Raw genomic sequence first — 23,910 nt, 5'->3', positions numbered from 1 at the left:
CGGCGTAGAGTACAGCAACGTCACCTCAGGTGAGCAGGAGCATGGTGTGAAAAAGTGGTTGAGCAAAGTCTCACTAATCGTAATGACAAGTTTGGTATCGGTATCTGCGATGGCAGAAGATTTTAGTGCCAGTTTTAAAGGAACCGATATTCAAGAGTTTATCAATATTGTCGGACGTAATTTACAAAAGACGATTATTGTTGATCCATCGGTACGCGGTAAAATTGATGTACGCAGTTACGATGTGCTCAATGAAGAGCAATATTATAAATTCTTCCTTAATGTTCTAGAGGTCTATGGCTACGCTGTAGTGGAAATGGACGATGGAATTTTAAAAGTCATTAAAGATAAAGATGCCAAAACTGCGGCAGTGCCTGTGGTTGGTGAAGGGGAAAATGTCAGCGGAGATGCGGTGATCACCCGGGTTGTGCCGGTAAAAAACGTGTCAGTACGCGAATTATCACCTATCTTACGCCAGCTCAATGATAACGCGGGTGCCGGTAACGTAGTGCATTATGACCCTTCTAATATCATTCTTTTAACCGGCCGCGCTTCGGTAGTAAATCGCTTAGCGGAAATCATTAAACGTGTCGATCAAGCTGGTGATAAAGAAGTGGAAGTGGTGGAGCTTAAAAATGCTTCAGCCACCGAAATGGTTCGAATTGTCGATTCACTGAGCAAAAGTGCCGATGCTAAAAATACCCCTGAATTATTACAACCTAAGTTAGTCGCCGATGAGCGTACTAACGCAATTTTGATTTCTGGCGATCCGAAAGTTCGTCAACGTTTGAAAAAATTAATTAGCCAGCTTGATGTGGAAATGGCGACCAAAGGCAATAACCGCGTGATTTATTTACGTTATGCCAAAGCCGAAGATTTGGTCGAGGTGCTCACTGGGGTTTCTGAAAACCTACAAGCAGAAAAAGATTCTAAATCAGGAGCCGACAGTAACAGTAAAGCTAAAGTGATGATTACTGCCGATCCGGGTACTAATGCCCTAGTACTCACTGCGCCACCAGATATTATGAAAGCGCTGCAAGAAGTGATTAGCCAACTGGATATTCGTCGTGCGCAGGTATTGATTGAAGCCTTGATTGTCGAGCTTTCTGAAGGGGATGGGATTGATCTCGGGGTGCAATACGGCAATTTAGAAACCGGTAGCATGGTGCAATACTCGAACGCGAACGCCAAAATTGGTCAGGTCGCGGTAGGTATCAAAGAAGCACAAGATGTTAAGGGTTCCACGATCATTGATGCCAATGGTAATACAACCGTAAACCCAGATACGAAAGGGGATTATTCAACCTTAGCGGGGGCGTTAAGCGGTGTAAATGGTGCGGCGCTCAGTATTGTGAAAGGCGATTGGACGGCTTTGATCAGCGCGGTGGCCACCAATACCAACTCGAATATTCTATCCTCTCCAAGTATTACGGTATTGGATAACAGTGAAGCGTCGTTCATTGTGGGTGAAGAAGTACCTGTCGTCACCGGTTCCACCGCAAGTTCTGATAACTCGAACCCATTCCAAACCGTTGATCGTAAGGAAGTGGGCATCAAGCTAAAAGTCACGCCGCAAATTAATGAAGGTGATTCGATCCAAATGCAAATCGAGCAAGAAGTATCGAATGTGCTCGGAGCGAATGGTGCAGTCGATGTGCGTTTTGCCAAGCGTCAAATTAACACTTCGGTGATGGTGCAAGATGGTCAAATGATCGTGTTGGGTGGTTTAATTGATGAACGTGCACAAGAGAGTGTCTCGAAAGTACCGTTACTTGGCGATATTCCTTATCTTGGTGCGCTATTTTCTTATACGAGTAACAGCAAAGAGAAAAAGAATTTAATGGTGTTTATCAAGCCAACTATTATTCGTGATGGTATGTCAATTGATGGCCTCTCTCGCCGTAAATACAACTACATTCGCGCAGAGCAGTTATATCGCGCTCAGAAAGGTTTGAAATTATTGCCTAATACCGAAACGCCAGTGTTACCTAAGTTTGGTCAAGATTCTCGTCAACCTGCGGAAGTTCAGGCTTTCCTCGATCAACTCAAGCAAGCGGAAGAAGAGCAACTTAAGGGTAATCAATAATGGTGGATTCAGCACAAGAGTTGGCAAATGATTCGATGGGTGGCCAAGATAGCCGCCCGACATTTCGTTTGCCTTTTGCTTATGCCAAACGTCATCAAGTGGTGCTGGATTATCACGAGCAACAAAGTGTTTTATATTATTGTGGCGTCCTTACTCCACAAGTGTTGCTCGAAATACGTCGTGCTTCAGGGCAATCTTTTAAGCCGCAAAAATTAGCGGTTAGTGAATTTGAAAATAAGTTGACCGAAGCCTATCAGCGCGATTCATCGGAAGCTCGCCAGTTGATGGAAGATATCGGTGCCGATGATGATTTCTTCTCACTGGCCGAAGAGCTACCAGAAAACGAAGACTTATTAGAATCAGAAGATGATGCGCCAATCATTAAATTGATCAACGCCATGTTAGGTGAAGCGATCAAAGAAGGCGCTTCTGATATTCATATTGAAACCTTCGAGAAAGTCTTATCGATCCGTTTTCGTGTTGATGGTGTGTTACGTGAAGTATTATCGCCAAGCCGTAAACTTGCGCCGATTCTAGTTTCACGTGTCAAAGTTATGGCTAAGCTTGATATCGCGGAAAAACGTGTCCCACAAGATGGTCGGATTTCATTACGAATCGGTGGCCGTGCGGTCGATGTTCGTGTATCGACCATGCCATCTTCTCATGGCGAGCGTGTGGTGATGCGTTTATTAGATAAAAACGCCACGCGCTTAGATTTACACAGCCTAGGCATGACGCCTAAAAACCACGAAGCCTTTCGTCATTTAATCGCTCGGCCACACGGTATTATTTTGGTCACCGGCCCGACGGGGTCAGGTAAATCAACCACCTTATATGCTGGCCTGCAAGAGCTGAACAGCAGCGAGCGTAATATTTTAACCGTGGAAGATCCGATTGAGTTTGATATTGATGGTATCGGACAAACTCAAGTTAACCCGAAAGTAGATATGACCTTTGCTCGTGGTTTGCGTGCAATTTTGCGTCAAGATCCCGATGTAGTGATGGTCGGTGAAATTCGTGATTTAGAAACCGCGCAAATAGCGGTACAAGCCTCGTTAACCGGGCACTTAGTGATGTCGACCTTGCACACCAACACCGCGATTGGTGCGATTACCCGTTTGCGTGATATGGGGATTGAACCCTTCTTAATCTCTTCTTCACTGCTTGGGGTGTTAGCTCAACGTCTGGTGCGAACATTATGTTCAAGCTGTAAGCAGCCTTATCAAGCCGATAGCCAGCAAAAGCAGTTATTTGGCGTTGCGGCTGATGAGCCACTAGAGCTATTTAAACCTCATGGCTGTGAGCGTTGTAACCATAAAGGTTATCGCGGTCGTACTGGTATTCACGAGTTGTTGTTGATTGATGATGAAACTCAAGAATTGATTCACGCTGAGGCGGGTGAGCAAGTGATCGAAAAAGCGATTCGCGCCAAAACGCCGAGTATTCGTGATGATGGTTTAGCGAAAGTACGCCGTGGCATCACCACTTTGGAAGAAGTGCTACGTGTGACCAAGGAAGTGTAATCCATGGCCGCATTTGAATATAAAGCACTCGATGCCAAAGGTAAGCAAAAGAAAGGCGTATTGGAAGGGGATAATGCTCGCCAAGTGCGTCAGCGCCTTAAAGAAAAAGGGTTAATGCCGACAGAGGTTATTGAAACCAAAGCGAAATCACAACGAGCTAAATCGAGCGGTTTTAGTTTTCAACGTGGTATTAGTACCAATGAATTAGCCTTAGTCACTCGTCAATTATCCACTCTAGTACAAGCCGGTATGCCGCTAGAAGAATGCATTCGCGCGGTGGCGGATCAATCGGACAAACCTCATATTCGCAACATGTTAGTGAGCATTCGTTCAAGAGTGGTGGAAGGCTATACCCTATCGGACAGCATGGCGGAATACCCAGCCGTCTTTGATGATCTATTCTGCGCCATGGTTGCAGCAGGTGAAAAGTCGGGTCACTTAGACGCGATTTTAGATCGTTTAGCCGACTACGCCGAAAATCGCCAAAAGATGCGTTCTAAGCTACAACAAGCCATGATCTACCCAACCATGTTGACGTTAATTGCTATCAGCGTGGTGGCTTTTTTATTGGCGGCCGTGGTACCTAAAATTGTCGATCAGTTTGTGCAAATGGGCCAAGGTTTGCCTATGTCGACCGAGTTCTTATTGGTTGCCAGTAATTTTGTGCAACATTGGGGACTATTAGTGCTTGGTTTGATTGTGCTAATGATCGTCGGTTTAAAAGTGGCCTTAAAGAAACCAGATTTTCGCATGAAGTGGGATAAACGCGTGTTGGCCCTACCTGTGATTGGCAAAGTGGCTAAAGGGCTGAATACCTCTCGTTTTGCTCGCACCTTAGCAATTTGTTCATCCAGTGCGATTCCCTTATTAGATGGCATGCGAGTCGCGGCCGATGTGATGAGTAATCAATATTTTAAAGCGCAGATTCTTGATGCCGCCGATAAAGTTCGCGAAGGAACTAGCTTACGTAAATCGCTTGAACACACCGGTTTGTTTCCGCCGATGATGCTACACATGATCGCCAGTGGTGAGCAAAGTGGTGAACTTGAGCCGATGTTGATTCGCGCGGCCGATAACCAAGACCGAGATTTTGAGTCTTTGGTGAATATGGCTCTTGGTGTTTTTGAGCCATTACTGATCGTCGCCATGGCTGGAATTGTATTGTTTATTGTTACTGCAACCTTAATGCCGATATTGGAATTGAATAATTTGGTGACGCAGTAAAGTAAAGAACGGTTCCTGGTTTCTAGTCCCTAGTTTCTAGGTAGAGAATTGCCCCGAGGTTCGGGGACGCTGCGCTCGGGAGACGAAAAGATTATGGGGTGTTGCCAGTTTGGTGTAAAAGCAGTAACGACTACTGTTTGCTCTGTTTAGGTCTTAGTTTAGGTAGCGAATTGCCCCGAGGTTCGGGGATGCTGCGCTCGGGAGACGAAAAGATTATCGGGTTCTGTCTGTTTGTTGTAGAAGCAATAACGATCACGGTCCGCTTTTTCTAGGGACTAGGAACTAGAAACCAGGAACTTTTATTCGATCCACGAAACACAAAATTGATATTTTTTTAGGAGTCACAATGAGTAAAAAATTAAATTTATCGACTAAGAAGCAATCTGGCTTCACTTTGCTTGAAGTGATGGTAGTGGTGGTTATTTTGGGGATTCTAGCTAGCTTCGTTGTCCCGAATTTATTGGGTAACAAAGAGAAAGCCGATCAACAAAAAGCGGTGACGGATATTGTGGCGCTAGAAAATGCGCTGGATATGTACAAGCTCGATAACAGTGTTTACCCAACTACCGACCAAGGCTTGGATGCGTTGGTGAGTAAACCAACCGGTAGCCCTGAGCCACGCAATTATCGTGAAGGTGGTTACATTAAACGTCTACCTAACGACCCATGGGGTGGTGATTACCAATATTTAAGCCCAGGTGATCACGGCACAGTAGATATCTTTACTCTTGGCTCTGATGGTCAAGAAGGTGGCGATGACGGTTCGCAAAAAGACATCGGTAACTGGAATATTCAAGACTTCCAGTAACAGAGAGAATCGAGGGGCGAGGACGCTTCGCTCGAGAGCCGAAAGCAATTTCGTTACTCGTATCTCGGACGTTTTACTTCTCGTTGCTCGAAAGTGCAAAAAAGTCGTCATCCTGAAAAGCGACGTAGGAGCGCAGTTCAGGATCTCCTACAACATTTGGTTTATCAATATGCTGTAGGAGATTCCGTATCTTCTTCGCTTAGGCTCATGTACGGAATGACGACTAAAAACTCGCAAGATGATTTAAGGAACACAATGCAGCGTCAGCGTGGTTTTACTTTACTCGAAGTACTGTTAGTGGTGGTGTTAATGTCACTGAGTGCGTTAGCGGTGGTGCAAACTTTACCGCAGAGTAATGACGACCAAGCGAAGGAAGAGGCTTCACGCTTTTTCCAGCGACTGCAATTACTCAGTGATGATGCGATTCTTAATGGCCAAGATTATGGTTTACGTTTCGATGAGAAAAAACTGACTTATACCTATATGCAATTAGGTGAAGAAGGTTGGCAAAAAGTACAAGACAGTAAATATTTTACTGAAACCACATTGCCTGAAGACTTAACTTTTAGTTTTGAGCTCGGCAGTGAAGCTTGGGGGGATGATGATCGCTTATTCAAACAAGAAGACTTTTACGAAGACCGATTTGAAGATGCCGATAAAAAACCGAAACCGCCTCAAGTGTATGTATTGTCTAGTGGTGAAGTGACGCCTTTTTTATTGCTATTTACGTCACAGCCGAATCAAAAGCCAGAGCAAACTTGGCGTGTAAAAGTGTCTGAAGAGGGAGTGGCACAACTATTGTCTCCGGGGATGAGCAATGAAGGAGTCGGTGATAATGAGCCATCGTAAGCAAGTTCGAGGCATGACTTTATTGGAAGTCTTGATTGCGCTGGCGATCTTTGCCACGGCAGCGATTAGTGTGATTCGCGCGGTGACTCAACACATCAATACTCTGAGCTATTTAGAAGAGAAAACCTTTGCCAGCATGGTGGTGGATAACCAATTGGCGATGGTGCATTTATCCTCGTCTTTTAATGCGACGAAAAAAGGTGAAGAAGAGTTTGCTGGACAAACTTGGTACTGGACCGCTACGCCAGTAAAAACAGGATTAGATTTAATTAAAGCAGTGGATGTTAGTGTGTCTTTGGATCCACAACGCAAAAGCACTCTGATGACGGTGAGAACTTATGTTAAACCGTAAGAAGACGTTAAGCCGTAAAACGTTAAGCAAGGGCTTTACTCTGATAGAAGTGATGGTCGCCATCATGGTATTTGCCAGTTTAAGTATTGCAGCCTATCAAGTGGTTAATCAGGTTCAACGTAGTAATCAACTGTCGGCAGAGAAAACCGCCCGTTTGCAAGATATGCAACGAGCAATGATTATTATGGATAGTGATTTTCGTCAGATGGTCGCCCGTTCATTTAAAGGTCGAGCGAATGCCACGGGTAATCGAGTGCTTTACAGCGATGAATATTTACTTGATTCACAATCGCACGGTATTTTATTTACTCGTTTAGGATGGCAAAACCCTCAACAAGCTTTCCCACGAGGAGAGATTGTTAAAGTCGGCTATCGGGTCGTCGGTAATCAATTAGAGCGAGTGTGGTGGCGTTATCCTGATACACCTGAAGGACAAGAACCGCTGCATAAATCATTATTAGCGCAAGTTGAGAATCTCGATTTCCGTTTTTATGACGGCGATAAAGAAAACTGGCAAGAGACATGGCAAGTCGAAACCCAATTGCCTGCAGCGGTTGAGGTGACATTGGAATTAAAAGATTATGGCACTATTCGCCGTGTTTATTTAATTCCAAAAGGGCAATCCGCTACGGCGAAAAATGGTTCAGATGGTTCTGGTAGTGAGGTAACGCAATGATGCCGCTTACTTCTCGTGCTTCATTTCGCCGAATGAAACGCCAGCAAGGTGTGGCACTTATTTTTGTGTTATTGCTGGTGGCCGTGCTGGTGGCGATTGCCGCGACGATGACAGAAAGAATGTCGACCCAGTTTTATCGCGCCAGTAATTTATTAAATCACCAACAAGCCTACTGGTACGGCATGGGGGTGGAAGCGCTGGCTCAGGTCGCCATCGAAGAAAGCTATAAAGACAGTGACGATAATATAAATTTAAGCCAAGCATGGGCGATTGAAGGCACGCAATACCCACTTGAAAATGGCGATGCAGTCGGCAGCATAGTGGATAAACAGGCGTGTTTTAATGTCAATGCACTGGCAGCATTACCGGCAACTAATACGTCCGAGCGACCTTATTTATTGAAAGTTTTAGCGTATATGCTGCAAGAAGTCGACATTGATAATTATCAGGCGGAAGTGATTGCTGATTCAATCAAAGAGTATGTCGATAGTGATAGCCAAGTAAGTACCCAAAGTGGGGTAGAAAGTGCCACTTATGAAGGGATGCAACCTAGCTATGATGCACCAGATACCTTGATTGCCGATAGCAGTGAATTAAGGGCGGTTAATCAAGTGACTGCTCCTGCGATGACGATTTTAAATCAAGTCACCTGCGCACTACCGACGACCGATTTGTATATCAATGTGAATACCTTAAAGCCGCAGCAAGCCTTGTTATTAGCCGGGATGTTTCAGCCTTCTTTGAGTGTAAGTGATGCACAACAATTAATTGAAAATCGACCGCATGACGGTTGGAAAGATGTAGAAACCTTTTTAAATGAACCACAAATAACACGTGTGCCGGCCAACATTACCAGCGAGGCGAGCCCATTTTTATCGGTAACTAGCCAATATTTTGAGCTAGATGCGCAAATTAAAGTAGACAATTCAAGGGTTAGGCTGCGTAGTCTAATCTACAGTTCAGATAAAAAAACGACACAAGTGATACGTCGTCGTTTCGGAGGGATCAGTGAACGAGTTTCTGACAATCAAGCTGAGCAGTAATCCAACTGATCCAATACCTTGGTTAGTTTGGTCGCCAAGCTTACAAGAAGTGATTGCCTCGGGAGAATTATCTAGCCGAGAAAAGCTAAGTGAATTGGTTGATTACAGCGTTCAACGTACTGTGATTGCGTTATTACCAAGCAGCGATGTGTTAATTACGCCAATTCAAATTCCATCGGGTGCCGGGCGTCAATTACACTCGATGTTGCCATTTTTAATGGAAGATGAACTGACGCAAGATATCGAGCGCATGCACTTTAGCGTGATTAAAAAACAAGGTGATCAAGCGATTGTTGCCACTGTTGAGCAGCAATATTTAGCCGATTGGGTCGATGAATTTAAATCGCACGGTATTGAGCTGAAAAAAGTATTGCCAGATTGCCTAGCCTTACCATTAAAAGAGAATTACATCAGTGCGATGCACATTAATCATCAATGGTTAATGCGCAAAAGTGATGTGAAAGGTGCGGCGGTTGATGATGATTGGCTCGATGTGTTTTTAGCGTCAGGTTGGTTAGAACCCGATGGTGATGCACTTAATTTTGAAACCTTACTACAAGACAACGATCAGTCTGAGGATGACACGCAAGACAGCGATTCAGCTGATGGTGCTATGCTATCAAGCGAAGAGATTGTCGCCGAAGCGCAGTCTAGTGTTGAAGCTTTAGAGCATTCTCACACTTCAGCTGAACACTTCACGATTTATAGTTATAGCGAACTGCCTGAGCAACATGCTGATTTACCAGGCCGATGGATAGCAGCGCCACAAGAAATGGCAATGCTGACGTTAGCGCAAGGGGCGATTCAATCACAAGCCAACTTATTAACCGGCCCATTTAAAGCGCAATCGTCGTGGTTTAAGCATTTACGAGTGTGGCGTAAAGTGGCGATTGCGGCGAGCATTTTATTGGTACTACTGTTAGTGCAGCAAACGGTGCAAGTTCAACAAATTGAAGCGCAAACTCAAGCTTATCGAACGGAGAGCGAGCGAATCTTCCGTAGCGTATTTCCAGATAGGCAACGCATTCCAACCATCAGTTATTTAAAACGCTTAATGCAAGATGAAGAGAATGCCTTATCGGGCTCAGGAAGCAGTGGTGCTTCTTTATTGGGGTGGATGGCGAAGTTGCCGCCAGCCTTGCAAAGCGTGAAATCGGTAACGGTACAAAGCGTGCAATTCGATGGTACTCGTCAAGAAATTCGCTTAAATGCCCAAAGTAATGATTTTCAATCTTTTGAGCGTCTGCGAGTTGAATTGGCGAAACAGTTTGAGGTTAGCCAAGGCCAGTTAAATAAAAATGGTGACCTAGTGCAAGGTAGCTATGTGATTAAAAATAAAGGAACAGGGAGCGGATCATGAATGATAAATTAGCCGCTCTTATGGCACCACTACAGCGTTGGTGGAGCAGTATTTCGAGCCGAGAGCAACGTCTAGTATTAGTTTGTGGCGGATTATTTGCAGTAGGCTTCTTGTATTGGGGCATCTTACAACCATTAAGCGCTCGGACCGAACAAGCGCAAATGCGTTTAAATAGTGAAAAGCAGCTTTTGAGTTGGGTGACGCAATCGGCCGATAGCATCGTGACCTTACGCGCTCAAACAGGCACGAAAGGTGTGCAGCGTAGTCAGCCATTAAACCAAGTAGTGTCATCGACGGCGAGTCGTTTTAATATCGAACTGATCCGTATGCAGCCGCGTGATGATATGTTGCAAGTGTGGATTCAACCTGTGCCATTTAACACTTTAATCAATTGGTTAGCTCAATTGCGCGATCAATATGGGTTGCAAGTGTTGTTCTTGGACATTAACCGTGTAGATAAAGCCGGTATGGTCGAAGTGAATCGCTTACAGTTTCAGCGTGGTTAGCCGTTTTATTATTTCGGTTATAAAGATGGCTCTTATAAACATGACTCTTATAAACATGGCTAATAGCGATGGGTTTGTGAAAGGATCAAATTTGTGAAAAGTATGAAATGGTATCTGTTGGTTTTTGTATTGATGCTGATTACAAGTTTAGTGGCACATATTCCAGCGGCATGGGTTTATGCTCAAATGCCCACTCAACGCGGAATCGAAGTCACTGGAATGAGTGGCACAATTTGGCAAGGGCAAGTTCAACAACTTAAAGTCAACCGCCAGTCATACGGTAGTGTCTCTTGGGATTTGCAAGCCAGTAAATTATTGACCGCTAAATTAGAATACCAAGTTCGTTTCGGTCGTGGCAGCAGTATTAAGCTAGATGGTAAAGGCTTTGTTGGGGCGAGCTTTTCTGGCCTTTATGCCAACAATGTTCTCGCTTCTATGCCAATACAACAAGTCATGACTTATGTACCAACTCAAGTGCCGGTTGAATTAAAAGGCCGAGTAGAGTTATCGTTAACGTCATTGAAGTACGCACAGCCATGGTGTGAAGAAGCCAAAGGTAGCATTGCATGGACAGGCAGTGATATTGTTTCACCGATTGGTCAATTAACTCCCGGCCCGGTGATTGCCGACATTACTTGTCAGGCACAAAATATTGAAGTGCAGGGAAAACAAAATAACTCGCAAGTGAGCAGTGAATTTAAAGCTAGCCTAAATGAACAAGCTCGCTATCAATCGATGGCTTGGTTTAAGCCGGGCGCTGAATTCCCATCATCGATGGCAGAGCAGCTAAAATGGTTAGGTGAACCGAATGCTCAAGGTCGCTACCAATTTAGCTTTGCAGGGAAATTATAAACTCTCTCAAGAACAATAAGCGCCCTCATTGGCTTAAGGAGACATGAAATGACAAAGCATAAGCACCCTGAAATATTATCCAGATCAGTGGTGGCACAATCTCGCTTATTTGCCATTGAATCTTTAGAGCTTCGCTTCTCTAACGGTGAAGAGCGTACTTACGAACGGATGAAGCCAAGTAATCGTGGTAGCGTAATGACGGTTCCCGTGACAGAGGAAGGTGACCTACTGTTGATCCGTGAATATGCCGCGGGAACGGAACGTTATGAATTAGGCTTTCCTAAAGGGTTAATCGATCCTGGTGAAACGCCAGAACAAGCGGCTAATCGTGAACTCAAAGAAGAAATTGGTATGGGCGCCGATACATTCGTGCCACTGAAACAAGTGGTGTTGGCGCCGTCGTATTTCTCAAGCCACATGACGTTGTTTCTGGCGACTGGCTTATACCCTGAACGTCTACAAGGTGATGAACCGGAAGAATTAGAAGTGATCCGTTGGCCATTGCAGCAAGCGGAAGAACTGCTGACCCACATGGACTTTTGTGAAGCCCGCAGTATTAGTGCGCTGATGTTGGCATTACGAGCCTTAAATAACCACCCGCTCAACGCTCAATAAGGAACGTTTATTATGGCTGCGACGCAAAGCGATCTTTCTCACCTTATTCCTCAAGTGATCGGCATTGCTCGTGAAGCCGGTCAACGCATCTTAGAAATTTATCAAAATAAAGATTATCAAGAGTTTACCAAAGCCGATGACACGCCAGTCACCACGGCGGATTTAGCTGCCCATAAAATCATTATGCAGCAATTAGCGGAGCTGACGCCTAACATTCCGGTTCTGTCTGAAGAAGATGCCGATATCAGTCTTAAAAAACGTTCACAATGGGGGCGTTATTGGCTTGTTGACCCATTAGATGGAACCCAAGAGTTTATTGCTCGCAGCGGCGATTTCGCGACCGTGATTGCGTTGATTGAACATAACCAGCCAGTAATGGGCGTGGTGTATGCGCCAGTTTCAGGTGTGACCTATTTTGCTTATCAAGGCAAAGGCGCATGGAAGATCCCTGAAATGGATGACAGCCTACGCATTCATACCTTAAAACACGAACAACCTGATCAGCCGATTGCCATTGCGATCAGCCGTCGTCAAAACATCAATCGCATTACTGAAAAGCTTTCCCCGGCTCGTAACTATGAATTAGTGCCATTAGGCTCGGCGGCATTAAAAGCGTGCTTGGTCGCGGAAGGCGCGGTGGATTGTTATATTCGTTTAGGACCAACCGGAGAGTGGGATACCGCTGCAACCCAATGTATTGTTGAAGAAGCGGGAGGCAGAATTCTCAGCACTCGATTAGAGCCTTTGTCGTACAACGAACGAGATACTTTAGAAAATCCAAACTTTATTGTGTTGGGGGATGAGAGTATTGGTTGGGATGAGATATTGAGAGAAGGTCTCTAGTTCCTAGTTCCTAGTTCCTAGTTCCTAGTTACGCTTCGCTTATAGAAAAAGCAGGCTGAGTTTTACAATTGGATAAATAAAAAAGCCAGAGCGATTTCTGGCTTTTTAGATAGAAGAGCAACGAAACGGAATTTGCTTTTCCTAGAAACTAGGGACTAGAAACCTCGTTCCTTAATTACATATACGAGTGTTCACCCGATTGGTGTTCTGTTGAATCACGTACCGCGGTTAACTCACCGGCGAACTGTTCAACTAACTGCTTCTCAATGCCTTCTTTTAGCGTGACATCGACCATTGAACAACCATTACAACCACCACCAAACTGCACCAGTGCTACGCCATCATCAGAAATGCTAATAAGGCTAACATGGCCGCCGTGACTGGCGAGCTGTGGGTTTACTTGCGTTTGAATCGCATACTCAACACGTGCCATCAGAGGGGCATCGTCATCCAGTTTACGCATTTTGGCATTGGGCGCTTTTAGTGTTAGCTGTGAGCCCATTTTATCGGTTACAAAGTCGATCTCTGCTTCTTCTAAAAACGGCAGGCTCAGTTCGTCAACGTAAGCGTTGAAGCCTTTGAATTCAAAGATAGTATCTGATGATTCAACCGACTCTGGTGGACAGTAAGATACGCCACACTCTGCGTTAGGTGTACCAGGGTTTACTACAAAAACTCGAATATGAGTTTCATTAGATTGTTGTTCCAGTAGTTTTGCAAAATGCTCTTGAGCACTTTCTGTAATAGTAATTGTATCTGACACGACTAATACCTGACTATTTTAGTGGGCTTTTCGGTTATTTTACTCCTCTTACCGTAGGGATCAAACCAATTTACTGATAATTTCAACAAACTTGATCTATCTCCTTGGTACTGGGCGCTGCCGCTTTGTTGATAGTGTTCATTCGCTTCACTACACCGCTAATCATCTTTGATATAAGTTAACTTAATTCGGTGTGGGGGTGCGAGATAAGCAGTACACATCAATTTGTTTGACGCCTGCTTTTCTCAGTAATACACATAACGGTTCTAAAGTGCTGCCCGTGGTGACGACATCATCAACCAGTGCCACATGTTGAGTGAGGGGAATATTCTTTAATTGAAAAGCGCGCCTGGTATTACGTCGACGTTCAATTTTAGTTAATCCTTTCTGCTGTGGCGTAGCTTTAATTCGGCGAAAAACCTCATGGTTGACTTGGCAATCAAATTCTCGTTTTTGCCAATATTTTGCTAAATGGTGGGCAATTTCAGCGCTTTGATTAAAACCTCGCGACCACTGTCTACGCCAATGTAACGGTACTGGAATGATTTCACTGCAAGGCTCATTAATCATCGGCGCAAGTAACAAAGCAAGCTCGCTAGCTAACCAGAATTGACGACGATATTTTAATTTTTGAACGTAGGCTTTTAGTGGTGCTTGATAATCATTAATGCAATACAAACGATCCCATTTTGGAGGTTGCGTCAGACATTGACCACATTGCTCTACCGGGGTAACGGTTCTCAAGCCACAACGTTGACAGCGAGGGGTAGTATCGATAAAACGTTCAACACAATGTTGGCACCAAAGGCTATGTAACGAATGGGCGTCTTGTGGTGTGATGGTTAAGCGACATAAATGACACTGACTAGGTAAGCCGTGTTTTATGCGTTCGAGTAATTTCATTGGCGATAAGCTGAAAAATTGAATCAATAATGTCATCATTAACCAGAACAATATCGACTAGGTATGAAATTAGTAGGAAAAGGCAATGACACAACTGCATTGGCAATCGCAAGGTGAAGGACAAGATATTGTTCTTATTCATGGATGGGGAATGAATGGCGCAGTATGGCAGCAAACCATAGATGCGTTATCGGTACAATTTCGTGTTCATAGCGTAGATTTACCCGGTTATGGGTTAAGCCATCAAGCAAGCGCGGATGATCTGGATGATATTTGTCGTCAAGTGTTAGCCCAAGCGCCTAAAACGGCGGTCTATCTTGGTTGGTCATTAGGTGGTTTGGTGGCGACCAACATTGCACTAAAGCATCCTGATCGAGTCGACAAATTGATTACACTGGCTAGTTCACCGAAGTTTGCTGCCGAAAAAGGTTGGCGTGGCATTATGCCTAAGGTATTGACGGATTTTACTGAGCAATTGACCAATAATTTTAAACTGACGATTGAAGGCTTTATGACCTTACAAGCTTTAGGTAGTCCGTCGGCAAGAAAGGATGTCAAAGCCATTAAAAAGCAAGTGTTTTCGCGCCCGATGCCGAATCCTGAAGCATTGGCTTTAGGGCTCGATATTCTCGCACAAGTGGATTTGCGTCCAGCTTTATCTGATATTCAAGCGCCAATGCTGCGCTTATACGGTCGCCTTGATGGATTAGTGCCAAAGAAAGTCGCGGATTTAGTAGGGGGATATGCACCGAATAGTGACAGTTATATCTTTCAATCCTCGTCTCATGCGCCTTTTATGACCGAGCATGAGGCGTTCTGTGAGAAGGTGACGGAGTTTGTGGTTAGTTAATCGATCACGAGTTAAGAGTTATGTGAAAAGAAGGTTTCTAGACCCTGGTTCCTAGTTCCTAGAAGAGGCAAGACAGAATAAAACATTGTCATCCTGAAAAGCGACGTAGGAGCGCAGTTCAGGATCTCCCAAAGCGTGTTGAGATTGAACGAGTGCCTTTGAGAGGTCGCTTGTTATAGGAGATCCTGAACTACGTTCGTGCCTCACTATTCAGGATGACGGAGTTTGTTTGCGCGTAGAGCGTAAAAGAGTTTCGTTGCTGGTGGCTAGGGCGCTCTGCTTCTCGTCGCTTGAAAAAGAAACGTATAGTGAACAGCCGAACGACGAGTAGCGCAGCGACCGAGAAACGAGATTCGAATTCTTTTTCCTAGAAACTAGGAACCTTTACGCTTTTATAACTTCAATCTTAATATCTAAATCTTTAATCAACGCCGTAATTTCTTTTGGTGGACGTTGGTTGGTGACAATCAAATCGATATCTTCAATTTTGCCTAAATTCACCATCGCATTACGGCCAAATTTAGAATGGTCGATCGGTAGGAATACTGCGCGGCTATTTTCGATGATCGCACGTTTCACTCTTACTTCGTGGTAGTCAAAATCGAGCAGTGAACCATCAAAATCAACACCACTGATGCCTAAAATACCGAAATCTAAGCGAAATTGAGAAATGAAATCCAGCGTTGCTTCGCCGGTCACACCACCATCTTTATTGCGTACTTCACCGCCAGCTAAAATTACTTTGAAATCCGGATTGCTCATCAAAATAATCGCGGCATTAATATTATTGGTAACGATCCGTAGCTGCTGGTGGCTTTCAAGTAAGGCTTTGGCGACGGCTTCCGGCGTGGTGCCAATATCAATGAATAGGGTTGAACCGTCTGGAATGTGCTTGACGAGTGCGCGGGCGATGTTGTTTTTTTCATTTTGATTCATCACTTTGCGGTCACTATATGGTGAGTTTTCTGCGCTATTGGTGAGCGTGGCACCACCATGGTTTCGGCGAATTTTATTGGCATCGGCTAATTCATTGAGATCGCGGCGAATAGTTTGAGGACTAACATCAAACATAGCCACTAAATCATCAGTACTCACGTAGCCTTGAGCTTTGACCAATTCGATGATTTTTTTATGCCTTTCACTCGCTTTCACGTCATTTTCCCTTTTACGTTACCGATAAAATTTGAAAATAGTTTACGTTATTCGCGCAATGAAAGGCAATTTATCTCCTTACTTACACTCAAGTCATGCTCAAAACGTTATATTTATCCCACCTTTTTTGAGCAATCGAGCTTATCTTCATTAGCACTTTGAGATTGCTGTTCGATATAATCGTTCACGAGCGCTTGTTCTACTTGTGAAAGCAAAATACCCAACTTGGTGCGACGCCATAAAATATCCTCAGCGGTATAGGCATATTCATGAGCGAGTAAATAATCAATTTCACATTGGTATACATCTTGCCCAAAGTGCTTGCCCATGTCGCTTTCGTTTGTTATCCCTTTGAGCATGATGTGTGCATTCACACCATATTGGTGACAATAACGACGCAGTGTTTTCTCACTCACCCAAGGACATTGTTGGCGCAATTTCATTGCCAACAAGTTTTCATCATAACCTTGGCCACCAGGGAGTATTGATTCTGCCGTCCAACTGTCTCCCATTTGTGGAAAGAATGGTGAAAGTTGCTTCATCGCCGACTCTGCCAGTTTGCGGTAGGTGGTTAATTTACCACCAAAAATAGACAGCAATGGTGCTTCTTCTCTTTCTTGCTCAAGTGACAAGGTGTAGTCACGTGTGATGGCTTGCGGTGAATCAGATTCATCATCGCATAGTGGGCGTACACCACTGTAAGTTGAGACCACATCCTCTGGCGATATTTGATGGATAAAATGTTTATTTACCACATCGATTAAGTAATTAATTTCTTGCTCATCAATCGTGACTTGACGAGGATCGCCTTTATATTCGACATCGGTGGTGCCAATCAATGAGTAGTCTTCAAGGTAGGGGATCACAAACACAATACGCTGATCGTCGTTTTGTAGAATGTAAGCCTGCTCTTCATTATGGATCTTAGGCACGATGATGTGTGAACCTTTGATGAGACGAATCCCATACGGTGATTGTGCATCCATATTATCGGTAATGAAGCTACGCACCCAAGGTCCAGTGGCATTCACTAACGCGTGAGATTGACGTTCAAAGCGAGTATTGGTGCGCTTATCAAATAAGGTGACATGCCATAAATCGCCGACTCGCTCCGCTTTTTCTACATGACAGTAGTTTTTAATTTCAGCACCATGTTGCTCGGCTTGTTGAATGTTGAGTAGTACTAAACGCGCATCATCGACCCAGCAATCTGAGTATTCAAAGCCTTTGACCATCTCTTCTTTTAGCACATGGGTCGGGCGAAAGTTGACGCTATGGCTGCCTTTTAAGGTCGTGCGTTTTCCTAAGTGATCGTAAAGGAATAATCCCGCGCGAATCATCCAAGCAGGGCGTAAAAATGGGCGATGAGGCAAACGGAAACGCATTGGTTTGGCGATATGTGGCGCTTTTTTCAATAATACTTCACGCTCAGCCAACGACTCTGAGACTAAACGAAATTCATAATGCTCTAGGTAGCGTAAGCCGCCATGGATTAATTTCGAACTGGCAGATGAAGTGGCAGAAGCAAAGTCACTCGATTCATAAAGACCGACCTTTAAGTTCCTACCTGCAGCATCGGCAGCGATTCCTGCGCCGTTGATACCACCACCGACAACAATGATGTCTAACACTGTATTTACATTTCCTGGCTTGTTCATCTTAACCTCTGTTCGAATTTAGCGATTAAATGTTCGTTCGAGCATTTTGGTTTAATCTACCGAAAATAAAATTTCTGTCCAGTTCTATTTTGATATTTTTTGTACGAATACCGAGCTTTTTGTATTTATCTGTTTGTATTTTATGTGCTTTATATTGTTTTTCTTTGGTGTTTTTTCATTTTTAACTATTTGTTATTCGTATGTTGTTGATTTTCATTATTGGTTTTTGGAATTCAATATCGTTCATTTGTGTTCGAATAATTAAAAACATGAGCGTACGCATATTTATGTTGATTGTTTGTTTACATAAATGAAACATGTTGTAGGTTTAGCAACGAATTCTTCCAATAACTAGAAGCGGTCGAGTTGACGTGGGTAAATCTTGTTCGAGATAGCAGCACCACCCAACCGTCATTGCTTCACTAATAATAGGTCGTCAAAATGTCATTAGAAAATAATAAAAAGCAGCTGCTCGGAGAATGTTTGTCAGAATTTATCGGTACTGGCCTACTGATTTTTTTCGGGGTCGGATGTGTCGCCGCTTTAGTGTTAACTGGGGCAAGTTTTGGTCAATGGGAAATCAGTATTATTTGGGGGCTCGGAGTCGCGATTGCCATCTATTGTGCGGGAGGTGTGTCGGGGGCACACCTTAACCCAGCAGTGACCATTGCATTAACCTTGTTTCATGGTTTCGATAAACGAAAAGTCGTTCCTTATATCGGTTCTCAGCTTTTAGGGGCTTTCAGCTCAGCGGCTTTGGTTTATGCCTTATATAGCAATTTATTTAACGAATATGAACTTGCCAATAATATGGTGCGAGGCTCTCAAGAAAGCCTAGCCTTAGCGGGTATTTTCTCAACTTACCCGAATCCAGCATTAAGTTTTGGTGGGGCGTTTGCGGTCGAGTTTGTCATTACCGCGGTGTTGATGTTCGTGATTTTAGCGTTAGGGGATGATCGCAATGGTGCACCTAATGGGGCGGTGACGCCATTATTAATCGGTTTATTGATTGCGATAATTGGTGGTTCGCTAGGACCTTTGACCGGCTTTGCGATGAACCCAGCGCGTGACTTCGGGCCGAAGTTTTTTGCCTACCTAGCCGGTTGGGGGGAGATGGCGCTCACTGGTGGTAAAGATATCCCTTACTTTATTGTTCCGATTCTCGCGCCAATCTTCGGGGCTTCCTTTGGTGGTTGGCTATATCCGAAAGTGATCGGCTTATATCTTACTGATGACCAAAATGCAGCGAATGAACCCGCTGAAAATGCACCGCAAGTGTCAACCAATGTCTAATAATTAAAAAATAGAAACATCACGATTTAAAAATAGGAAAATATCATGGAAAAGAAATATATCGTCGCTCTCGATCAGGGCACAACCAGTTCTCGTGCCGTCGTACTCGATCGTGATGCCAATATTGTGTGTAGCGCGCAACGAGAATTTACCCAAATTTATCCTCAAGCGGGTTGGGTAGAACATGATCCACTAGAAATATGGGCATCGCAAAGTTCAACCTTAGTGGAAGCGTTAGCCAAAGGCGGTCTTCATTCTGATGAAATCGCTGGAATTGGTATCACCAACCAACGTGAAACGACCATTGTTTGGAACCGCACTACCGGTAAACCTATTTATAACGCGATTGTGTGGCAATGTCGTCGTACCGCCAGCATTTGTGAAGCGCTAAAAAAAGCCGGACTTGGAGAATACATTCTAGAAAATACCGGCCTAGTGGTTGACCCATACTTCTCTGGCACCAAAGTGAAATGGATTTTGGATAATGTAGAAGGGGCGCGTGAACAAGCTGAAAAGGGTGAGTTGGCGTTTGGCACCGTTGATTCATGGCTAATTTGGAATATGACTCAAGGGCGCACTCACGTTACTGATCCAACGAACGCCAGCCGTACCATGCTATTTAACATCAATACGCTTGAGTGGGACGACAAACTTCTTGATGCACTGGGTATCCCTAAATCCATGATGCCAGAAGTGAAATCGTCTTCTGAAATCTACGCTCAAACCAACATTGGTGGTAAAGGTGGTACGCGTATTCCAATCGCTGGCATTGCCGGTGATCAGCAAGCGGCCTTGTTTGGTCAAATGTGTGTGGAAGCAGGGCAAGCCAAAAATACCTACGGCACAGGTTGTTTCTTGTTAATGAATACAGGCGATAAAAAAGTCACCTCACAAAACGGCCTATTAACCACGCTGGCGTGTGGCCCGAAAGGCGAAGTCAGCTATGCATTGGAAGGGGCGGTCTTTATGGGGGGCGCGTCGATTCAATGGTTACGTGATGAATTGCAGCTTATTAGCGATGCAGCCGATACGGAATACTTTGCGACTAAAGTGGAAACGTCTAATGGCGCTTATGTGGTGCCCGCGTTTACTGGCTTAGGGGCGCCACATTGGGACCCGTATGCTCGCGGTGCGATTGTTGGCTTAACTCGTGGAGTGAACCGCAATCATATTATTCGTGCCACTCTAGAAAGTATCGCGTATCAATCTTTAGATGTTATTTCAGCGATGCAGGCGGATTCCGGTATCAAGCTTGATTTCTTGAAAGTCGATGGTGGCGCGGTGGCCAATAACTTCTTAATGCAGTTCCAATCGGATGTATTAAATACTGAAGTGCAACGTCCTGTCGTCACAGAAGTCACCGCATTAGGGGCCGCTTATCTTGCCGGTTTAGCGGTTGGGTTCTGGGGCAGCATTGATGAGTTGAAACACAAGTCGGTGTTGGATCGCTCATTCCAACCGTGTGCTGATGATGGTAAACGTCAACGCCGTCATGATGGCTGGAAGCGTGCAGTTGAGTGTGCCAAAGGCTGGGTGCAAGAGTAAGTGACTCATAATACGAATAATTAACATAAACGACGGGCATAGAAGCAACTGTAATATGGTTTCTATGCCCCAGTTTGCTTCAACCGAGTCCCAATAACGGGTTACTCATTTTAAACCTCATATTTTTATATCGATAGATATGGTTCTTGGTACTTGCTTTTTACGCGAGTATTTTGCTGATCCTAAAGTAACCATAGACGTCAAAAAAATATGTTCTCAATTCACATTAATACTCACCGAGGTCATTATGATCCATATTTTTAAACCTAAAGCGCACATTGAGCGTTTGGGCGATGATGAGATCAGCTCTACCTATACTCGCTTACGCTGGCAACTTTTTTTAGGCATATTTTTTGGCTATGCGGGTTATTACTTAGTACGTAAAAATTTCAGTTTGGCGATGCCATATCTGATTGAAGAGGGCTTTACTCGCGGGCAATTAGGGGTAGCGCTTTCAGCTGTCTCGATTGCTTATGGTTTATCTAAATTTTTGATGGGCAGTGTGTCAGATCGTTCCAACCCAAGGTATTTCTTAACGGTTGGATTGGTGATGTCATCATTGATTATGTTGTGCTTTGGTTTTATGCCATGGGCGACCGGCAGTGTGACAGCAATGTTTATTCTATTATTCTTAAACGGCTGGTTCCAAGGGATGGGCTGGCCTGGTTGTGGTCGAACCATGGTGCATTGGTGGTCAAAGAAAGAGCGTGGTGAAATTGTTTCGGTCTGGAACGTTGCGCATAACGTGGGCGGTGGTTTGATTGGCCCATTGTTTTTAGTTGGTCTATGGGCATTTAATGATGATTGGCGTTCGGCTTTCTATGTACCTGCATTTGCCGCGCTTTTAGTGGCTTTCTATATCTGGCTAACCGTACGGGACACCCCTCAATCATGTGGACTTCCACCAATTGAAGAATATAAAGACGATTATCCAGATGATTACAGCCAAGAGCATGAAAAAGAGCTTTCAGCGAAAGAAATTTTCTTCCAGTTTGTATTCAATAATCCTGTGCTATGGATTATTGCGGTGGCAAACGCTTTTGTTTATTTAATTCGATATGGCGTATTGGATTGGGCACCGGTTTATCTTGGTGAGGTAAAGCACTTCACCGTTGATAAATCCTCATGGGCTTATTTCTTATATGAGTGGGCAGGTATCCCAGGGACATTACTGTGCGGTTGGATTTCCGATAAGTTATTCAAAGGTAAGCGTGCACCAGCTGGAATTTTGTTTATGGTTTTGGTTACGTTAGCCGTGTTGGTGTACTGGTTTAATCCACCGGGTCAACCAACTATCGATATGCTGGCATTGATTACAATTGGTTTCTTAATTTATGGCCCTGTAATGTTAATTGGCTTGTACGCACTTGAATTAGTGCCAAAGAAAGCGGCTGGCACAGCGGCAGGATTAACGGGCCTATTTGGTTACTTGGGTGGGGCGGTTGCTGCAAATGCTATCCTTGGTTATACCGTTGACCACTTCGGTTGGGATGGTGGATTCATGGTCTTGACTTCAGCATGTGTAATTTCGATTCTTTGCTTCATTGTGGCTCATTTTGGTGAAGGTAAATACCGTGGTGAGAATAGCCTAAAAGTGAAATTAAGTTAGCAATATATTGGTAAGAAATCGGCGCTTATGATGGATAAGTGCCGCTCTTGTGTCATTAAAAATTCACTATGGTTTAGTTAAGGAGTCACTCCGAATAAGCATAGTGAATTTTTTATAGCAGTTTATAAGGGCTATTTTTTAGCGACTTGATAAGGATCTTTATATGTTGTTGAGCCAAAAGTTACCAAACAAAAGAATAATGAAAAAAAGAATCCGTTTACTGGGGGTGATGATTGTCACGAATATCTGTGCATTGAACATAAGTTGGGCTGGTGAAGAACCTGAGCAAATTGTTATTGCTCATCGCGGTGCCTCGGGGTATTTGCCAGAACATACTTTACCAGCAAAAGCGTTAGCGTACGGGATGAAGCCCGATTACATCGAACAAGATGTGGTGATGACCAAAGATGATCAATTGGTGGTATTGCATGATCATTATTTGGACCGTGTGACCAATGTGGCAGAGATCTTTCCAAATCGTGCGAGAAAAGACGGCCGCTATTACGCGATTGATTTTACCTTGGCAGAAATTAAACAATTAAAAGTGACCGAAGGATTTGTATTGGATGAGTCAGGCCAACCTAAAGCTGCATTTCAAGGGAGATTCCCTATTTGGCAGTCAAATTTTTCTGTTCCAACTTTTGCTGAAGAAATTGAAATGATCCAAGGCCTAAACAAAACACTCGGTTATGGCATTGGTTTGTATCCTGAAATTAAAGCGCCAGCTTTCCATCGTCATGAAGGTAAAGATATCAGTAAAGCGGTGCTGACCATGTTGAAAAAATATGGTTACACCAATAAGCAAGATAAGGTTTATTTACAATCTTTTGATCCTATCGAGCTCAAACGTATTGATAAAGAATTAATGCCTGCGATGGGGATGGATCTTAAGTTAGTACAATTAATCGCGTATACCGATTGGAATGAAACCATGGTGTATAACGGTGATAAAGCCACACCTTATAGTTATGACTGGATGTTTAAAGCGGATGGCATGCACAAAGTCGCGCAATATGCAGATGGTATTGGCCCTTGGAAACCAATGGTGATTGATGAAAAGTCGACGCCAACGAATATCAATGTGATGCCATTGGTTGCTTTTGCTAAAAAAGAGGGACTAAAAATTCATCCTTATACCTTCCGAGCCGATGAAGGTCGTATCCCAAGTTATGCTACAGACTTTACTGACATGTTGGATATCTTTTACAACAAAGCTAAGGTCGACGGTGTGTTTACCGATTTTCCAGATAAAGCGGTACAGTTCTTAAATCGTTAATTTTAGAGCTCCTTAATTTAAAAGCTCGGTTTGTGGATCGAGCTTTTAACGTCTACATCAGTCGCTCAATCATAAAGATGATGAATTTAAGTTGTCATCCTTATTTAGTTGATTCCATTTCCCA

General features: G+C 44.0%; 22 protein-coding genes. 18 read left to right on the top strand and 4 right to left on the bottom strand.

What is annotated here, in order from left to right; translation table 11 throughout:
* The first annotated feature begins 82 nt into the window (after window positions 1–82).
* The 13 genes from gspD (at window position 83) to cysQ (ending at window position 12,737) form a co-directional block, all read left to right on the top strand.
* Window positions 83–2,086 carry a type II secretion system secretin GspD gene (gene gspD, locus VRUMOI_RS11880; RefSeq protein WP_089137737.1) on the top strand — a complete coding sequence of 668 codons (2,004 nt, stop codon included), beginning with the start codon at window positions 83–85 and terminating at the stop codon, window positions 2,084–2,086.
* 35 nt (window positions 2,087–2,121) lie between these two features.
* On the top strand, window positions 2,122–3,609 hold the full coding sequence (gene gspE / locus VRUMOI_RS11875) for a type II secretion system ATPase GspE (protein ID WP_089137738.1): 1,488 nt from the start codon (window positions 2,122–2,124) through the stop codon (window positions 3,607–3,609).
* A 3-nt stretch (window positions 3,610–3,612) separates the two neighbouring features.
* Window positions 3,613–4,833, top strand: a complete 1,221-nt coding sequence (gene gspF, locus VRUMOI_RS11870) for a type II secretion system inner membrane protein GspF (RefSeq protein ID WP_089137712.1) — start codon at window positions 3,613–3,615, stop codon at window positions 4,831–4,833.
* A 346-nt stretch (window positions 4,834–5,179) separates the two neighbouring features.
* The gene (gene gspG, locus VRUMOI_RS11865; protein ID WP_089137713.1) at window positions 5,180–5,641 is read left to right on the top strand and encodes a type II secretion system major pseudopilin GspG; all 462 of its coding nucleotides are present in this window, start codon (window positions 5,180–5,182) and stop codon (window positions 5,639–5,641) included.
* Between the two features lie 255 nt (window positions 5,642–5,896).
* Window positions 5,897–6,490, top strand: a complete 594-nt coding sequence (gene gspH / locus VRUMOI_RS11860) for a type II secretion system minor pseudopilin GspH (protein ID WP_089137714.1) — start codon at window positions 5,897–5,899, stop codon at window positions 6,488–6,490.
* Window positions 6,477–6,842: a type II secretion system minor pseudopilin GspI gene (gene gspI / locus VRUMOI_RS11855; protein WP_089137715.1), complete on the top strand. Its 366-nt coding sequence runs from the start codon at window positions 6,477–6,479 to the stop codon at window positions 6,840–6,842. The genes gspH and gspI overlap by 14 nt, the downstream gene beginning before the upstream one ends.
* Complete coding sequence (gene gspJ, locus VRUMOI_RS11850; RefSeq protein WP_089137716.1) at window positions 6,829–7,518, top strand: type II secretion system minor pseudopilin GspJ; 690 nt, start codon at window positions 6,829–6,831, stop codon at window positions 7,516–7,518. Before gspI ends, gspJ begins: the two co-directional genes overlap by 14 nt.
* Entirely contained in the window at window positions 7,515–8,561 is a 1,047-nt protein-coding gene (gene gspK / locus VRUMOI_RS11845) for a type II secretion system minor pseudopilin GspK (RefSeq protein ID WP_231897459.1), read from the top strand. Before gspJ ends, gspK begins: the two co-directional genes overlap by 4 nt.
* A complete protein-coding gene (gene gspL / locus VRUMOI_RS11840) occupies window positions 8,527–9,921 on the top strand; it encodes a type II secretion system protein GspL (protein WP_089137717.1) in 1,395 nt (464 codons plus the stop codon). The genes gspK and gspL overlap by 35 nt, the downstream gene beginning before the upstream one ends.
* Window positions 9,918–10,427: a type II secretion system protein M gene (locus tag VRUMOI_RS11835; protein WP_089137718.1), complete on the top strand. Its 510-nt coding sequence runs from the start codon at window positions 9,918–9,920 to the stop codon at window positions 10,425–10,427. Before gspL ends, VRUMOI_RS11835 begins: the two co-directional genes overlap by 4 nt.
* A 102-nt stretch (window positions 10,428–10,529) precedes the next feature.
* Window positions 10,530–11,279, top strand: coding sequence for a type II secretion system protein N (locus VRUMOI_RS11830; RefSeq protein WP_089137740.1), 750 nt, complete (start codon window positions 10,530–10,532; stop codon window positions 11,277–11,279).
* A gap of 48 nt (window positions 11,280–11,327) precedes the next feature.
* The gene (nudE, locus tag VRUMOI_RS11825) at window positions 11,328–11,894 is read left to right on the top strand and encodes an ADP compounds hydrolase NudE (protein ID WP_089137719.1); all 567 of its coding nucleotides are present in this window, start codon (window positions 11,328–11,330) and stop codon (window positions 11,892–11,894) included.
* Between the two features lie 12 nt (window positions 11,895–11,906).
* Window positions 11,907–12,737: a 3'(2'),5'-bisphosphate nucleotidase CysQ gene (gene cysQ, locus VRUMOI_RS11820; RefSeq protein ID WP_089137720.1), complete on the top strand. Its 831-nt coding sequence runs from the start codon at window positions 11,907–11,909 to the stop codon at window positions 12,735–12,737.
* Between the two features lie 175 nt (window positions 12,738–12,912).
* Here cysQ and nfuA read toward each other — a convergent pair whose 3' ends face one another.
* On the bottom strand, window positions 12,913–13,500 hold the full coding sequence (gene nfuA / locus VRUMOI_RS11815) for a Fe-S biogenesis protein NfuA (RefSeq protein WP_089124673.1): 588 nt from the start codon (window positions 13,498–13,500) through the stop codon (window positions 12,913–12,915).
* A gap of 183 nt (window positions 13,501–13,683) precedes the next feature.
* Window positions 13,684–14,439, bottom strand: a complete 756-nt coding sequence (locus VRUMOI_RS11810) for a ComF family protein (RefSeq protein ID WP_231897458.1) — start codon at window positions 14,437–14,439, stop codon at window positions 13,684–13,686.
* A 49-nt stretch (window positions 14,440–14,488) separates the two neighbouring features.
* Between VRUMOI_RS11810 and bioH the strand changes: the two genes are divergently transcribed.
* On the top strand, window positions 14,489–15,253 hold the full coding sequence (bioH, locus tag VRUMOI_RS11805; protein ID WP_089137721.1) for a pimeloyl-ACP methyl ester esterase BioH: 765 nt from the start codon (window positions 14,489–14,491) through the stop codon (window positions 15,251–15,253).
* Window positions 15,254–15,637: 384 nt separating this feature from the next.
* On the opposite strand, the gene VRUMOI_RS11800 is transcribed toward bioH, so the two are convergent.
* Both VRUMOI_RS11800 and glpD read right to left on the bottom strand, forming a co-directional pair.
* Window positions 15,638–16,405 (bottom strand): DeoR/GlpR family transcriptional regulator, encoded by a 768-nt coding sequence (locus VRUMOI_RS11800; RefSeq protein ID WP_089137722.1) that lies wholly within the window; start codon window positions 16,403–16,405, stop codon window positions 15,638–15,640.
* A gap of 113 nt (window positions 16,406–16,518) precedes the next feature.
* Window positions 16,519–18,063, bottom strand: coding sequence for a glycerol-3-phosphate dehydrogenase (gene glpD / locus VRUMOI_RS11795; protein ID WP_089137723.1), 1,545 nt, complete (start codon window positions 18,061–18,063; stop codon window positions 16,519–16,521).
* A 441-nt stretch (window positions 18,064–18,504) separates the two neighbouring features.
* Here glpD and VRUMOI_RS11790 point away from each other — a divergent pair, with 441 nt between their 5' ends.
* From VRUMOI_RS11790 to glpQ, 4 genes are all read left to right on the top strand, one after another.
* Complete coding sequence (locus VRUMOI_RS11790) at window positions 18,505–19,356, top strand: MIP/aquaporin family protein (RefSeq protein ID WP_089137724.1); 852 nt, start codon at window positions 18,505–18,507, stop codon at window positions 19,354–19,356.
* 45 nt (window positions 19,357–19,401) lie between these two features.
* Window positions 19,402–20,901, top strand: coding sequence for a glycerol kinase GlpK (glpK, locus tag VRUMOI_RS11785; protein WP_162598374.1), 1,500 nt, complete (start codon window positions 19,402–19,404; stop codon window positions 20,899–20,901).
* Window positions 20,902–21,148: 247 nt separating this feature from the next.
* Complete coding sequence (gene glpT, locus VRUMOI_RS11780; RefSeq protein WP_089137742.1) at window positions 21,149–22,510, top strand: glycerol-3-phosphate transporter; 1,362 nt, start codon at window positions 21,149–21,151, stop codon at window positions 22,508–22,510.
* Between the two features lie 229 nt (window positions 22,511–22,739).
* Window positions 22,740–23,786, top strand: a complete 1,047-nt coding sequence (gene glpQ / locus VRUMOI_RS11775; RefSeq protein ID WP_174208814.1) for a glycerophosphodiester phosphodiesterase — start codon at window positions 22,740–22,742, stop codon at window positions 23,784–23,786.
* Window positions 23,787–23,910: the final 124 nt, after the last annotated feature.

The sequence above is a fragment of the Vibrio rumoiensis genome, assembly GCF_002218045.2.
GTDB lineage: Bacteria > Pseudomonadota > Gammaproteobacteria > Enterobacterales > Vibrionaceae > Vibrio > Vibrio rumoiensis.
This window is presented reverse-complemented; position numbering and strand designations above follow the sequence as displayed.